The 14,350-nt window shown below is 69.5% G+C and carries 10 protein-coding genes and 2 pseudogenes; 7 read left to right on the top strand and 5 right to left on the bottom strand.

The features are described from left to right. Nucleotides 1–42 precede the first annotated feature (42 nt). Nucleotides 43–1,110, top strand: coding sequence for a histidine kinase (locus tag AB0I77_RS39540; RefSeq protein WP_363287736.1), 1,068 nt, complete (start codon nucleotides 43–45; stop codon nucleotides 1,108–1,110). Beyond that, nucleotides 1,107–1,751 (top strand): annotated as a pseudogene (locus AB0I77_RS39535) (response regulator transcription factor); the annotation flags it as partial. The gene AB0I77_RS39540 and the pseudogene AB0I77_RS39535, both read left to right, overlap by 4 nt. Before the next feature lie 19 nt (nucleotides 1,752–1,770). Here the strand turns inward: AB0I77_RS39535 and AB0I77_RS39530 are convergent. Then, nucleotides 1,771–1,959: pseudogene (locus AB0I77_RS39530) on the bottom strand (aldo/keto reductase); the annotation flags it as partial. 269 nt (nucleotides 1,960–2,228) lie between these two features. Here AB0I77_RS39530 and AB0I77_RS39525 point away from each other — a divergent pair. Next, entirely contained in the window at nucleotides 2,229–2,828 is a 600-nt protein-coding gene (locus AB0I77_RS39525; RefSeq protein WP_363287654.1) for a TetR/AcrR family transcriptional regulator, read from the top strand. Between the two features lie 49 nt (nucleotides 2,829–2,877). Here the strand turns inward: AB0I77_RS39525 and AB0I77_RS39520 are convergent, their stop codons facing one another. Further along, nucleotides 2,878–5,394: a family 78 glycoside hydrolase catalytic domain gene (locus tag AB0I77_RS39520; protein WP_363287653.1), complete on the bottom strand. Its 2,517-nt coding sequence runs from the start codon at nucleotides 5,392–5,394 to the stop codon at nucleotides 2,878–2,880. A gap of 603 nt (nucleotides 5,395–5,997) precedes the next feature. Between AB0I77_RS39520 and AB0I77_RS39515 the strand changes: the two genes are divergently transcribed. Genes AB0I77_RS39515 through AB0I77_RS39500 form a run of 4 tightly spaced genes read left to right on the top strand, consistent with a single transcriptional unit; the run spans nucleotide 5,998 to nucleotide 11,095 of the window. Beyond that, entirely contained in the window at nucleotides 5,998–7,542 is a 1,545-nt protein-coding gene (locus AB0I77_RS39515; protein ID WP_363287652.1) for an ABC transporter substrate-binding protein, read from the top strand. Nucleotides 7,543–7,563: 21 nt separating this feature from the next. Beyond that, nucleotides 7,564–8,505: an ABC transporter permease gene (locus AB0I77_RS39510; protein WP_363287651.1), complete on the top strand. Its 942-nt coding sequence runs from the start codon at nucleotides 7,564–7,566 to the stop codon at nucleotides 8,503–8,505. Next, complete coding sequence (locus AB0I77_RS39505) at nucleotides 8,502–10,217, top strand: dipeptide/oligopeptide/nickel ABC transporter permease/ATP-binding protein (protein WP_363287650.1); 1,716 nt, start codon at nucleotides 8,502–8,504, stop codon at nucleotides 10,215–10,217. The genes AB0I77_RS39510 and AB0I77_RS39505 overlap by 4 nt, the downstream gene beginning before the upstream one ends. Continuing rightward, nucleotides 10,214–11,095, top strand: a complete 882-nt coding sequence (locus AB0I77_RS39500) for an ABC transporter ATP-binding protein (protein ID WP_363287649.1) — start codon at nucleotides 10,214–10,216, stop codon at nucleotides 11,093–11,095. The genes AB0I77_RS39505 and AB0I77_RS39500 overlap by 4 nt, the downstream gene beginning before the upstream one ends. An 85-nt stretch (nucleotides 11,096–11,180) precedes the next feature. Here the strand turns inward: AB0I77_RS39500 and AB0I77_RS39495 are convergent, their stop codons facing one another. The 3 genes from AB0I77_RS39495 to AB0I77_RS39485 all read right to left on the bottom strand — a co-directional run bounded on the left by AB0I77_RS39495 (nucleotide 11,181) and on the right by AB0I77_RS39485 (nucleotide 14,339). Beyond that, nucleotides 11,181–11,978 carry an SDR family NAD(P)-dependent oxidoreductase gene (locus tag AB0I77_RS39495; RefSeq protein ID WP_363287648.1) on the bottom strand — a complete coding sequence of 266 codons (798 nt, stop codon included), beginning with the start codon at nucleotides 11,976–11,978 and terminating at the stop codon, nucleotides 11,181–11,183. Between the two features lie 106 nt (nucleotides 11,979–12,084). Next, on the bottom strand, nucleotides 12,085–13,506 hold the full coding sequence (locus AB0I77_RS39490) for an APC family permease (protein ID WP_363287647.1): 1,422 nt from the start codon (nucleotides 13,504–13,506) through the stop codon (nucleotides 12,085–12,087). Further along, entirely contained in the window at nucleotides 13,503–14,339 is an 837-nt protein-coding gene (locus AB0I77_RS39485; protein ID WP_363287646.1) for a GntR family transcriptional regulator, read from the bottom strand. The genes AB0I77_RS39490 and AB0I77_RS39485 overlap by 4 nt, the downstream gene beginning before the upstream one ends. Nucleotides 14,340–14,350 lie beyond the last annotated feature (11 nt).

Below are 14,350 nucleotides of genomic sequence, written 5' to 3'. Positions count from 1 at the left end.
GGGCGGGGCGCACTCGTGGCGTTGTGCGTACTGGCCGCCGCGCTGAACGACATCGCGTTCGACGGGCACTACCTGGCCCCGGTCATCACCGCGGCGCTGGTGTGCGGAACGGCCCTGCTCGTGCCCCGGCTGCGATGGCCCCTCGCGCCGCTGTTGGTCACCGTGGCCACCGCATGGTGGGGATGGCCGTTGCTGCCGCTGCTGGCAGTCGCCCTGTTCGACCTGGCTGTGGATCGCCGGGCGCGGGTGGCGGTGGGATGTGCCGTCGCCGCCCTGGGCGCCAACCTGCTCAGCTACCGGGCCACTTCCCTGTGGACGGCGCAGTCCTACGCGTCCACGCTGCTCCTACCCGTGCTGGCCGTGCTCGTCGGGCTGTGGCTCGGTGGCCGGCGCCGCCTGCTCCAGGCACTGGCAGCCGACGTCGAGCGCCTGCACATCGGGTCGCAGTTGCGCGAGGAAGCGGCCCGGATCGCGGAACGGTCCCGTATCGCCGCCGAGATGCACGACGTCCTGGCCCATCGCCTGAGCCTGATCGCGCTCCACACCGGCGTGCTGGCCACCAAGGGCGACACGCTGCCCGCACCGGTCGCGGAACGGCTCGGTCTGCTGCGCACGGCGTCCGTCGAAGCCCTCACCGATCTGCGCGACGTTCTCGGTGTGCTGCGCGACCCCGACGCCACGCCAACCGGCGCCGCACTCACCCCGGTGATGAGGGACGTAGCGGAACTGGCGGACGAGGCCCGCGCGGCCGGCCAGCATGTCGAGCTGACCACCGACGGCCTTCCCGAACAGGCTCCCACCACCCACCGCCTGGCCGTGCACCGCGTCGTCCGGGAAGCCCTGACCAACGCCCGCAAGCACGCCGACGGTGCTCCGGTGACCGTACGCATCGACTACCGGCCGCCCGCCACCCTCGTCGAGGTCACCAACCCCCCTGGCACTCCCCGCACGGACGCCGTCGGCAGCGGCTACGGACTCGTCGGCCTGCGCGAACGCGTGACCGCCCTCGGCGGCCACCTGAACGCCGGACCGGCCGGCGCGGGCGCCTGGCGACTGGCCGCCCGCATCCCCCACCCCCTCGGCGTCGAGCAGAACGGCACCCGCACATGATCCGCACCATGATCGTCGACGACGACGCCCTGGTCCGCCTCGGCCTCACCGACCTCCTCGAAGGCGACCAGGGCATCGAGGTAGTGGCCCAGGCCGCCGACGGCCTCCAGGCCGCCGAGCAGGCCACCGCCCACCGCATCGACGTCGCCCTCGTCGACGTGCGCATGCCCCACATGGACGGCATCGCCGCCACCGCCCGCCTGCGAGCCCTGCCCCACCCCCCGAAGGTGATCACCCTGACCACCTTCGACCTCGACGAATACGTCTACGACGCCCTCGCCGCCGGAGCCGACGGGTTCCTCCTCAAGGACACCGACCCGGCCGAAATACTGCGCGCCGTCCACCTGGTGGCCGCCGGCTCAGCCATGCTCCACCCCACCGCGGCCCGCCGCCTCATCGACCGCTACCACGCCACCAACCAGCCCCAAGTCACCGCGGCACAGGACCGGTTGGAGCGACTCACCCCCCGCGAACGCGACGTACTCGCCCTGCTCGCCCAGGGCGACACCAACGCCGACATCGCGACCCGTCTGGCCATGCGCGAGAGCACCGTCAAGGCCCACGTGAGCCGCATCCTGACCGCGTTGGAGGTCACCAACCGCGTCCAAGCCGCCCTCGTGGCCCGCGACGCCGGCCTCACCACCAGACCCGAGCATGTTGTCACTGCCAAGTCGGCATCATTGCCGCCGGGTAGCGCGAGCCGGCCGATCCGTGCGGCAGGATCTCCTGGACGCGGGCGAGGTCCTCGGATGGGAGCGTGACCTGCGCGGCAGCCACGTTCTCCGCCAGACGCCGCGGGCTGCGGGTGCCCGGGATGGGCACGATGTCGTCGCCCTGTGCGAGCAGCCACACGTCCGCCGAGGCTGCTTCGACGGGCAACTCCGAGGCGGCTTCAGCCCCTTGGACGCGCAAGATTCCACGAACTCGCGCGCTTCCGACATGGGCACCCAGAAGACGGCCGCGCCCGATCTGGAGACGAGCAATGGAGTCAGCCGCTCATCTACTCGATCGGCGGGCGGCCATGACCCGGCGGCGCTGCTGACGTCGGGGTTTCGCGCAGGGCGACGTGGACTGCGGGACCGGGCCGCCCCTCGCGTAGGGAGCCATAGGATGCACCTGTGAGCAACAACGGCCGCGAGGGCGGCGCCCCGGGTGATCCGCGCCTCCGCATCCTCGGCTCCGCGCTCGAGGTGTTCGCCGCTCGGGGATTCCGTGCGGGGAGTCTCAACGACATCGCCAAGGCGGCCGGGCTCACCCGGGCCGGGCTGTTGCACCACTACCCGAGCAAGCAGGCCGTACTTCTGGCCCTGCTCGAGCAGCGGGACGCCGAGCTGCGTCGCACGACCCGCACGTCCGGCCTCACCCTTCTGGAGCTGCTCAAAGAGCTGGAGCACCTCACCGGGCTGATCCTCGCCAATCGCGATCTGGTCCAGCTTGCGCACATCCTGACCGCGGAGGCGTCCGGCGAGGCGCATCCGGCCAGGGAGTGGGTAGCACGGCGGTACGTGGCGCTGCGCGCCGAGCTGGCCGATGCGGTGCGGCTGTCCGTCGAGACCGGTGAGCTGCCCCCCGAGCTGAACCCCGACGACTTCGCGGCCCTGCTCCTGGGCGCCATCGAGGGGGCGGAGAACCAGTGGCTGGTCAGTCCGGAGGAGGTGGACCCGGCGGCCGTCCTGAGGCAACTGCGCGCGCTTTGCTCTGCCGTCCGCTCCGGCTGAATTCGGGCCCTGCCGTACGCCTGGGGCTGTGGCGGCGGCCCGCGGCCGGTCAGGCGAAGGCCAGCCGCATGCGCCCGGGGCCGTGCTCACCCTCCTGTCCGTCGGGCAGAACCAGTACGTACGGCAATGGGCTGTCCACCTCGACGCCGGCCGTGTCGAAGGACACCGACAGCAGGCCCGCCGGGGTCGGCACCGCTCCCTCGGCCCGCTCCAGCACCTGGTAGGCGGGGGCGATGCGGGCTCGGCCGAAGCCCGGCTCGCCGGGCGTGACACCGAGGACGTGGGTGACCAGGTCGCGGGTCGGGGTGGCACTCCAGCCATGGACGGGGGATCCCCAGCCCCAGCACTCACCGAAGGTGTCGTATCCGTCGTGGAGGAAGACGCTCCAGCTGCGTAGGGAGCGGACCAGATCGGCGGTCCTTCCGGCGAGGGCTGCCGCGTCGTGGACGAGGTAGCTGAGGAAAGGCTCGGCCCGCACGACTTCTTCCTCCGCGTCCCAGTCGACGCGCCGGACACCGCGCAGTTCGTCGAGGATCTTCTGTTGGTCGTAGGTGCCGTCGCCTCCGATCCAGGACCGGGTGACCAGCCGTTCGGGGTCCATGACACGATCGATGATCCGGTCCCAGCGGTCCACGGGTGCGAGACCGGAGACGATCGCGGCGGCGCCTGCGGCTTGGGAGGTGGCGAGCTGCGGTGTGCCCCGCACGATGTGGTCGCGATAGGTGCCGCGCCCTTCGTCCCAGAAGATGTCGAAGCCGGTACGGGCCCGCTCCCACAGGCCGGCCGCCCACGCCGCGTCGCCGCGGTTGTCGAGCAGGGTGCTGATCTCGGCGTATTCGCGAAGGCCACGCGCCCACAGGGCGGTGAGGATGGAACTGGCACCGGTGGCGAACACGCTCGACCAGTCCACCAGGTTCCACTCCGGTACATCGCTGAGGATGCCGTCGGCGGTGAGATAGGGCTGGTACCAGGCGAGCACCCGCCGTGCGGTGGGAGCGAGCTCCGCGAGCCGGTCGCGGTCGGCGGTGTACCGGTAGAGGTTGTGGACACCGTGCAGCCAGTGCAGTGACCAGTCAGGAATGGTGGTGCCGCCGCCTTGCTCGATCTCACCGACCACGCTCATCGGAAGGATGCCGTCCGCGCGGGGTGAGTTACCCAGTTCCAGGTACCTCCAGGCCAGCCGCCAGTCGGTGGAGGTGGTCAGGTGCACCATCTGATGCACCACGCCGTCGCCGACCCAGGCGCGCTGCTCACGGGTCGGGCAGTCGGTGAAGGCGTCATGGGAGTTGAGTGCCACGGTGCGCACTCCGGCGGTGTACAGGGCGTCGAGTTCCGGGTCGCCGCTTCGGAAGTACGCGTTGCCGACGCGCGGGTAGAGGTGTTCGCGCACCGTGATCCTGTCGATGCGGACCGGTCCGTCCGCGCTGACCAGGGCGTGGATGTAGCGGAATCCGTTGACTTCGACGGCCTCGAAGCTGTCGTCGAAACCTCGGGCGGTGTAGCGGGCGCCGGTGTTCGGGGCCGACAGCGCCTCCGGCACACCGGGAGCATGTGGCGCCTCGCGGTACATCAGGTCGATGCGAGCACCCCGGGGTGCGTCAAGGTCGAGGGTGACGAGGCCGCACACGATCCGCCCCATGTCGACGACCAGGTGCTGGGACCTGCCGGGGCCGGGGTTCAGCTCCAGCGGGAAGGGGGCCCGGAACGTGGCCGGCCCTCTTGGTCCCGTCGGTCCGGACAGATATGCGCGGACCCGCACGACAGGGTGTGGGTCGTCGGGGGTCACGACGGGTGCGGTCACCATGGCGACGGCTGCCGTGAGCCGGTCGCCGTCGAGCGGTCCGATCGGCCGGGGCAGCAGTGGTCCGTACGGGTCGGTGGGCGGCTGGGTACGGGCCAGGGAGCCCAGGTGGGTGGCGGGGACGAGCTGCGCGGGGTGCCAGGCGGCGTCCGATGCGCCGGTTTTCCAGTCGGCGGGCAGCTCGCGGGCGTCGAGGCATTCAACGGGTATGCCGTCGATGCCGGACGAGGGAGCCAGCTGCCAGGCACCTGGGTCCAGCACCTGCCAGCTGCCATCGGTCGCCAGCAGCCGGTCGCCCAGGTCGGCTTCGAAGAGCAGGACTGCGTCCCGGCCGAGGGTGGCGTTCGCGGCGGCGGGCTGCCAGAAGGCGTTGGCGTGCCCGTAATAGGTGACCAGGACCACCAGGGTGTTCTCGCCGGGGACCACGAACGGTGCGAGGTCCAGGTCGTCGTAGGTCAGCCGCCGGGGCTGGGAACGTATGGGGCCGCGCCCGGCCTCCCGGCCGTTGACCAGGACGACATAGCGGGAGTCGGCGGTGATTCTGGCCGGGATGGCGTCCGGTACGGCATCGAGGGTGAATGACGTACGGAACAGATACCGGCCGAAGGGGGCGCGGGAATCCGGTGGCGCCAGTCCGGCGCCGGTGTTGGGCCGCGGGGGCTTCGGTCCGATCCAGTGCGCCTGCCAGGCGGGGTTCCGCAGAACCGCGGGGGCGGGACGAGGAGTGGACGGCAAGGCGCTGCCGGGGGTGGACGAGGCTGCCATGTGGTCGATCACGAGAGGGAGACTCCGATGTGGTTCGCCGAGTCACGAGGGGTTCAGGTCGGTCGGACACAGGTCGGACGGGCGCGGATACGGGCAGCGGCGTGGCCGGTTTCCGCCCATCTGTGGCACAGTAGAGCACACTTCCCAACCAGTTGGTAGGTTGAGAAGCGGTCATTGCACGAGAGGGGTGGCCGACCCGTCCAGGGCCTTTGAATCGTTTTAAGCACCTACACCAGGGCGTGCACTGTCCATCAGGCGTGGACTGACAGCTCCGTCGCCGAGCTGGCGCGAGAGGGGGCCCGTGTGAAGGTCACGTTACGACCGGGGTGGCAAAAACGTTTCAGAAGGGGGGCTTGTTTCAGCCACCCGCCACAGCTAAGTTACGGGCCATCTCGCACGGACCGGGCCGCTACCGCGCACCGTCCTCGAGGTGGCTGAAATGTTCGACGAGCGGCACCGTCCATCGTCCGGGACATCCTCAGCACCTCCATTCCTCACGCAACAGCCAAACCCCAAACATCTGCGCATCAGCGCATCTGCATGTCTCCATGTCCGGCGTTAGTGACGGACATGCGGTCGGCATGCCGAGCAAAGGAGCACCTCATGGTCGACATGGATCGCCGTGCGTTCGGCAAGGGCATGCTGGGACTGAGCTTCGGAGCCCTGCTGATGGGAGCGGCAACCGGCTGCTCCACTTCCGAGAGCGGCACCGGCGGCGGTACCGGATCGAACGTGCTGACGCTGGCGCTCGACTCCCCGTACGGCTCGTTCGACCCGGCCAAGCAGGGAAGCGCCTATGCGGTCGTCCTGCCTTGGCAGGCCTGCTTCGACACCCTGCTCAGATGTGAGCCGGACGGCACCATCTCGCCCAGCGCGGCCGAGAGCTTCACCGCCAACGACGACAACACGGAACTGACACTGAAGCTCCGCCCCGGGATGACGTTCACCGACGGCACGGCAGTGGACGCCGCCGCGGTCAAGGCATCGCTGGAGCACATGAAGAACGGTGGCGGTTCCGATTCCAGTCGGCTGGCCGACGTCACGGTCACCGTCAAGGACAGCTCCACGGTGGTGCTCACCACTCCCAAGCCGAACGGCCTGCTCCCCACCTTCCTCTGCCTGGCCCCCGGCATCCTGTCCAGCAAGAAGTCGCACACCGCAAAAGACCGCGACACCAGACCCGTCGGCTCCGGGCCCTACACACTGGACGTGGCCAACACCACCATGGGCTCGACGTACACCTTCGTACGCAACGAGGACCACTGGAACAAAGCCGCGTATCCGTACCACAAGGTCGTCATGCGAGAGATGACCGACATCACCGCCCGCGTCAACGCGTTGAAGTCGGGTCAGGTCGACGGCTCGCCGGTCACATCCCAGACGAGTGCCGAAGTGAAGGGCTCTGGTCTGGTCCTGCTGGAGAACTCGGTCAACTGGGCCGGGCTCTTCCTCAGCGACCCGGACGGCAAGGTCATCCCCGCACTGAAGCACGTGAAGGTGCGCCGGGCCATCAACATGATCTTCGACCGCCCCGCGATCCTCAAAGCCCTCTTTCAGGGCAATGGCAAGGTCACCAACCAGATCTTCCACGCCGGGAGCGACGCCTACCTGGCCGACATGGTCGATCACTATCCGTACGACGTCGCGAAGGCCAAGGCCCTCATGGCAGAAGCCGGTTTCGAGCGGGGCTTCAGCTTCGAACTTCCCGTGATCCCCGGCCAGGACTTCGCCACTCCGCTGATCGTGCAGCAGATGGCCCTGTTGGGCATCAAGGCCAAGCGCGTCGAGCTCCCGGCCAACCAGGTCCTCGCCGCGCTGCTCAGCGGCAAGTACCCCATCTTCTTCCTGGCCATTGAGTCACGCAGCCCTCTGTGGGACGTAGTACAGGCCGTGCTGCCGGGGGCGATATGGAACGTCAACCACGCCTCCGACTCCGAGCTGCAGCCGCTGCTGGACAAGGCGCAGGTGCTCGACGGCGCCGCGGCCAAGGAGAACGCCCAGGCCATCAACAGATGGTTGATCGACCAGGCCTGGTTCTGCCCGTGGGTTCTGCCGACCAACTTCTACGCCACGGACAAGCAGACGTCCGCCGAGCCGTACGTCGGCAGCGTGGTCCCGTATCTGCACAGCTTCAAGCCGTCGGCCTGACGGCCCGGGAGGGAAAGAGCCATGCTCAGGTTCGCGGTGCGGCAGACGCTGTCGAGCATCGTCCTCACGATCGTGGTGACAGCGATCACCTACGCACTGGTGTTCAGCGACGGCACCGGCATCGCCCGGCGTGTCCTGGGCCAGAGCGCCACCCAGGCCCAGGTCTCCGCGAAGGTCACGGAGCTCGGTCTCGACCAGCCCGTGGCCGTCCAGTACGCCAAGTGGCTCGGCGGCCTGGCCCGAGGAGATCTGGGCGCCAGCTACTTCACCGGCGAGCCGGTGACGAACATGCTGGCCACCCGGGTTCCCGTGACGCTGGCGATCATCCTGCCGGCGCTCCTGCTCACCCTGATCCTGAGCGTTCTCATCGGGGTGACCGCCGCCGTGCGCGGCGGTGCCGTCGACCGCTTCCTCCAGGTGGTCGGCGTCCTGGGGGCCGCCGTCCCGAACTTCGTGGTGGCCATCGCGCTGATATTCGTCTTCGCCATCGCTGTCCCCCTGTTCCCCGCCACCGGTTACGTGTCGCCGGACGTCGATCCGATGGGCTGGGCCAAGTCCCTGGTACTGCCCGTGCTGGCGGTGCTGATCGGTTCGATCGCCGGCGCGGCCCAGCAGTTCCGCGGAGCGGTCATCGATGTCCTGCGTCAGGACTTCGTCCGTACGCTCCGGTCCCGGGGCATCAGCGAACGGGCGGTGATCTTCCGCCATGTGCTGCGCAACGCCGCTGGGCCGGGCATGACGATCCTCTCGCTGCAGACGGTCGCCCTGATGGGCGGCGTCGTGATCATCGAGCGGGTGTTCGCGCTGCCGGGTATGGGGCTGCTCGCCGACAGTTCGGCCCTCCAGGGCGACATCCCGGCGGTCATGGGATCGGTGCTGTTCAGCATCGCCGTCGTGGTCGTCGTCAACATCACCGTCGACCTGCTGGTCGGCTGGCTGAATCCGAAGGCGCGCCTGTCATGACCATCAAACGCCTGTTGCGCAATCCGCTGGGTCTGTTCAGCTCCGTGGTACTCGCGCTGATCGTGCTGCTCGGCCTCTCCTCACCCTTCCTCGCCCCGCACGACCCGAATGAGGCGCGGCTGCAGCTGACCAACGCTCCACCGCTGACCGGCGGCTATCTGCTCGGCGGTGACCAGTCCGGGAGGGACGTCCTGTCCCGGCTGATGCACGCCACGCTCGGCACGCTGACGGCATCGCTGGTGGTGCTGGTGGTGTCGCTGGCGCTCGGCGTCACCGCAGGCCTGGTCGCGGGGTATTTCGGCGGCCGGTTCGACACCGTCGGTTCGTGGGTGTCCAACACGGTCATGGCCCTGCCCGGCTTCGTGCTGCTGATCGCCCTGTACACGGTGATCGGGCCGTCGATTCTGATCGCGATGGCGATATTCGGTGTGCTGATCGCACCGTCCTACTACCGGCTGGTCCGCAACCTGGTGCTTGGCGTCCGGCAGGAACTCTACGTGGACGCGGCCAAGGTGGCAGGCCTGTCCGATGCCCGGATCGTCTCCCGGCACGTGCTCCGCGCGGTCCGGGCACCTGTCACCGTGCAGAGCTCGTTCGTACTGGGCGCGGGCATCGCCATCCAGGCCGGCCTCGAATTCCTCGGCCTCGGCGACCCGACCTCACCCTCCTGGGGCGGAATGCTCCAGGACGCGTTCAACAACATCTACATCGCCCGGCTCAACGTCGTCTGGCCAGCACTGCTGATCACCGCGACCACCCTGTGCCTGGTGCTTCTCGGCAACGCCCTGCGGGACGTCCTGCAGACCGGGCGGGCCCAGGCGCAGCCGCTCCGGCCGAAGGCCGTCGCACGGCTGCGGGCCGCCCGGCCGGCGCCGGCCGAGAGCGTCGCGGAGGCGGCAGACGCGCTGCTGAGCGTGCGTCACCTGGTCGTCGGGTATCCCACCGCCGACGCGCAGGTCAAGACGGTCGTCCATGGCGTGAGCCTGGATGTGCGCCGCGGTGAGATCCTCGGCCTCGTCGGCGAGTCGGGGTCGGGCAAGTCCCAGACCGCCTTCTCCGTGCTCGGCATCCTTCCGCGTGACGCGGTCGTCCTCGGCGGCGCGATCACCTTCGACGGCCTCGACCTGCGCGACGAGAAAAACCTGCGAGAGGTGCGCGGCAGACGGATCAGCTACGTGCCGCAGGAGCCGATGTCCAACCTCGACCCCTCGTTCACCATCGGCGCGCAACTCGGCTACGGCCTGCGAGCCGTCAAGGACGTCGGCAAGGCTGAGGCCCGCCGGGAGCTGACCGAACTGCTGGGGCAGGTCGGCATCAAGGATCCGCGGCGCGTCTTCGACTCCTATCCGCACCAGATCTCCGGCGGCATGGCGCAGCGCGTCCTGATCGCCGGAGCCGTCGCTGCCGGCCCCGACCTGATCATCGCGGACGAACCCACCACCGCGCTGGACGTCACCGTGCAGGCCGAAGTGCTCGACCTGATACGCGCCCTCCAACAGGAACGAGGCATGGCCATGATCCTGGTGACGCACAACTTCGGCGTCGTCGCCGACATCTGCGACCGGGTCAGTGTGATGAGGCAGGGAGCCGTGGTGGAGACCAACGACACCCTGGACCTGTTCCGGACGCCCCTGGACGCGTATACGAAGATGCTCCTGAATTCGATGCTGGACGGCTCCGTCACCCGCGAGCCCTGGACGAGGTCGGCATGACAGAGGACGCACTGCTACGCATCTCGGATCTGCGTGTCGCCTACCCGGGCCGCGGATGGCGGGGCACACCCATCGACGTGCTCAAAGGGATATCCCTGCACATCCGGCCTGGTGAGACCCTCGGCCTGGTGGGCGAGTCCGGCTCCGGCAAGACCACGGTCGGCCGTGCCGCCCTCGGTCTCGCGCCGGTGACCGGCGGTTCCATCCGCCTCGGCGGTGTCGAGTTGACCGCGCTGAGCACGAAGGAGCGCCGCCGCACCGCCCAGGAGATCCAAGTCGTCTTCCAGGACCCCTACTCCTCCCTCAATCCCTCCATGACCATCGAGGAGATCCTCACCGAACCCCTGCTCGGGCAGGGCCGACAGACGGGGCGCGACAGGGTGCGCCAACTACTGGACCGGGTCGGCCTGCCCGCCGACGCCGGGCAGCGGCTGGCGAAGGAGTTCTCCGGCGGCCAGCGGCAGCGCATCGCCATCGCCCGGGCTCTGGCCCTCCAGCCCAAGCTGATCATCTGCGACGAACCCACCAGCGCACTCGACCTGTCCACCCAGACCAAGGTGCTCGACCTGCTTCTGGAGATCCAGGAAGTCACCGAATGCGCCTACCTCTTCATCACCCACGACCTCGAGGTGGTGCGCAGGATGAGCCACCGGATCGCGGTACTGCTGCACGGCGAGATCGTCGAGGAGGGTGACGCCCGCCAGGTGTGCGACCAGCCACGGCACCCGTACACGCAGCGCCTGCAGATGGCCGCACCCGTGGCCGACCCCGAACGGCAGCGCGAACGCCGACTGGCCCGGCAACGGCTCATGACGGCACAGGAACCGCCCCGCGTGAAAGGAAGCGCGACCGCCTCGCGGGCACCAGGGATGTCTTGACTGATCCCCGGTGCCGGTGCTGCCAGTTCGCCGCTCGCCGGGCTTGAAGAGAGTCCGCAGGGGACACCTGGTGCCGGACACCGGGTCAGCTCCGGACCGTCGCCGCGACCGGCAGCACCGCCTCCGGGGACTCGGGCAGTGTCTGGCCGCCGTCGACGGTGATGACCTGGCCCGTGATGAACGACGCCCGCTCACTGGCGAGGAACTCGACCGCGTCGGCGATTTCCTGAGGCCGTGCGAGGCGGCCCAGCGGGATCGTCGCCGTCATCTGCGCGAGGTAGGCGTCGCCCATGCCGTCCAGGCCCTCGGTCGCCACGTTTCCCGGGGCCACCGCGTTCACGGTGATTCCGTACGGCGCGAGCTCCAGCGCCGCCGTGCGCATGAAACCGAGCTGGGCGGCCTTGCTCGCACCGTAATGGCTCCACCCCGGGAACCCGGTGACCGGGCCGGTGATCGACGAGGTGAACACGACCCGGCCGCTCGCCGACGCCCGCAGCAACGGCAGACACGCCGCGACGGCCAGTATCTGGCTCTCGACGTTCACCGCGAAGACCTCGCGGAGGTCGGTGTACGTCATCTCCGCCAACGGCCTGCTCGGAAAGACGCCCGCGTTGAGGCACAGCACATCGAGGCCGCCGAGCAGCGACGAGGCCGCCGCGGCGAGTTGCTCGGACGAGTCCGGCACCGCCGAGTCGAGGGCGACCGCGTCGACGGTCTGCCCCGCCCGTGTCGCCTCGGCACGGAACTTCTCGACGGCGCCGTCCGCGACGGTCCGTCCGGTCAGCAGAACGTCGTGTCCGGCGCGCACGAATGTCGACGTGATGGCGGCGCCGATGCCGCGGGTGCCGCCGACGACGGCGACTTTCCTGGTCTGGGGGCTCATGGCGTTCCTCGTTTTCCTGTATGCCCGATGTCTCTGAGTCGCGATGCCTGGTGTGGTCGCGATGCCTGATGTGGTCGCGATGTCTTATATATCCGAGTCGCGGCCGTCACACGGCCCGGTTCCGTGTCACCAGCACGACTCCCACGGCGAACGACAGCGCCACCGCGCCGGCCATGGCCCACGCCACGGCGGTGCCGCCGACGAGCAGGGGGAAGTTGTCCACCACCAGGACGGTCACGCCCAGCAGTCCGGCCAGGGCGAGCGCGGGGGCGACGAGCGTGCGCCAGCGGGAGTGAGCCGTGGCGTGCCGGGCGAAGTACACGATGACCGCGACACTCGTCAGCGACATGAGCAGCAGCAGCCCGAGGGTGGCGGCTCCCGACAGCCACGCGTAGATCTGCGTCACCGGGTCCAGCCCGGCGGCCGCGACCGCTACGAGCGCCACCGCGGAGACGGCGCTCTGCACGAGCGACGACCACGACGGTGCGCCGTGCGTGGGATGGATCCTGCCGAGCCGGGCCGGGAGCACCCGCTCGGCGCCGAGCGCGTACTGGTAGCGGGTGACGACGTTGTGGAAGGACAGCACGCAGGCGAACAGGCTGGTCACGAGCAGCACTTGGATGATGTCGCCGAGGACGGGCAGGACGTAGTCGCCCGCGAGGGTGACGACGAGTCCCTCCGGGTCGGCGGTCGAGTCGGACACGACGCGGGTGACACCCGATCCCATGGCGATCGCCCACGAGGAGAGCGCGTAGAAGAGCCCGATGGAGATCACGGCGATGTAGGTGGCTCGGGGGATCGTGCGGTGGGGATCTCTGGTCTCGTCGCGGAACACCGCCGTCGCCTCGAACCCGATGAAACCGAAGAACGCGAACATCAGCCCGATGCCGGGGTTGCCCTCGCTCGCCGACACCGGCGAGAACGGGCTCCAGGTCAGCGAGGAGTGGCCGCCGCGTGCGATCACGGCCACGTCGAGGATCAGGATCACGGCGACCTCACCAACCAGCAGCAGCCCCAGCACCTTCGAGCTGAGCTCGATGTCCCGGTATCCGAGCCAGGCCACGAGCAGCGCGGTCAGGCCCGTCCAGACCCACCAGGGAGTGCTGATTCCGAAGTAGTGGTCGAGCGCGTTCGTCGTGGCGGCTCCGCAGTACGCGTACACCGAGATCGCCAGCACCGCGTACGAGAACAGGGCGAGGGTCGCGGAACCGGTTCCGGCGAACTTGCCGAGCCCGGCCCGTACGTAGGTGTAGAAGGCGCCGGCGTTGTGGACGTACCTGCTCATGGTCGTGAAGCCGACGGAGAAGACGGTGAGGACGACGGCCGCGATCAGGTAGTGGGCCGGTACCCCGGTGCTCTGGCTGGTACTGAAGACGAGCGGCACCGTGCCGCCGACCACGGTCAACGGCGCGGCGGCCGCGACGACCATGAAGACCAGGGAGCCGACACCGAGGGTGCGTCGGAGGGCCGGGGCGGACGGTGTGAGGGCGGTGGAGGGACCGGTGGCGAGCGTGGGTTCCGGTGTCATGGGAGTACCTCCGGGTTGTTCGGCGCTCCGGAGCCGGAGTCACGGTTCGTCGAGGAGACGTGGAGTTCGGTTCGGTCCGCCCGGAAGAGGTCGTAGGAGAACTCCAGGGGCGCGCCGTGCTGGTCGTAGGACGTGCGCGTGATCGCCAGCAGCGGCTGGCCGACCGACACGTCGAGGTGGTCCGCGTGGTGGCTCTCGGCGAGACGGACGCGGATGCGCTCGGACACCTCGCAGGCCGTGACGCCGTACAGGTCGCCGAACACCTGTGACAGCGAGCCGGTGAGATCCTGGTCGAGGATTTCGGGGAAGCGCTCCGCCGACACGAACAGCCGCTCCCACGACAGCGGCACCCCGTCGGCGAGCCGCACCCGCTCGATCGCCACCGTCTGCGAGCGGGCCGGCAGGCCGAGCGCGGCGCAGATCTCGGCCTCGCCCTGCCGCACCCCGGTGGACACGACCCGGGTCGCGACCTCGAAGTGCTGATGCCGCAGGAAGGCGGGGACGTTCACGTCGATGCCCGGCTGCCGGGCCACCACGCGATCGTGGCCGTCCGCGAGGCGGCTCCAGCTGTAGGCGGGCCAGTTCGGGTTGGGGCACAGCGCGAACGTCCCCCCGGCCTTGCCGCGCGTCCGACGCACCTCACCCGCCGCTTCGAGCCAGGCCAGGGCTCGCCGGACGGACTCCCGGCTCGCGCCGAAGTGTTCCGACAGACGGCGTTCGGGGGGCAGCCGGCCGCCCATGCGGACCTGACCGCGTTCGATCATCGACAGGACACCCTCCGCGACCCGTCCGGCGGCCGGGCCGAGCCGGACGCCGGATGGGTCAGCGCCCATCGGAGCAGCGT

It is taken from the genome of Streptomyces sp. NPDC050619 (assembly GCF_040654815.1).
Lineage (GTDB): Bacteria > Actinomycetota > Actinomycetes > Streptomycetales > Streptomycetaceae > Streptomyces.
This window is presented reverse-complemented; position numbering and strand designations above follow the sequence as displayed.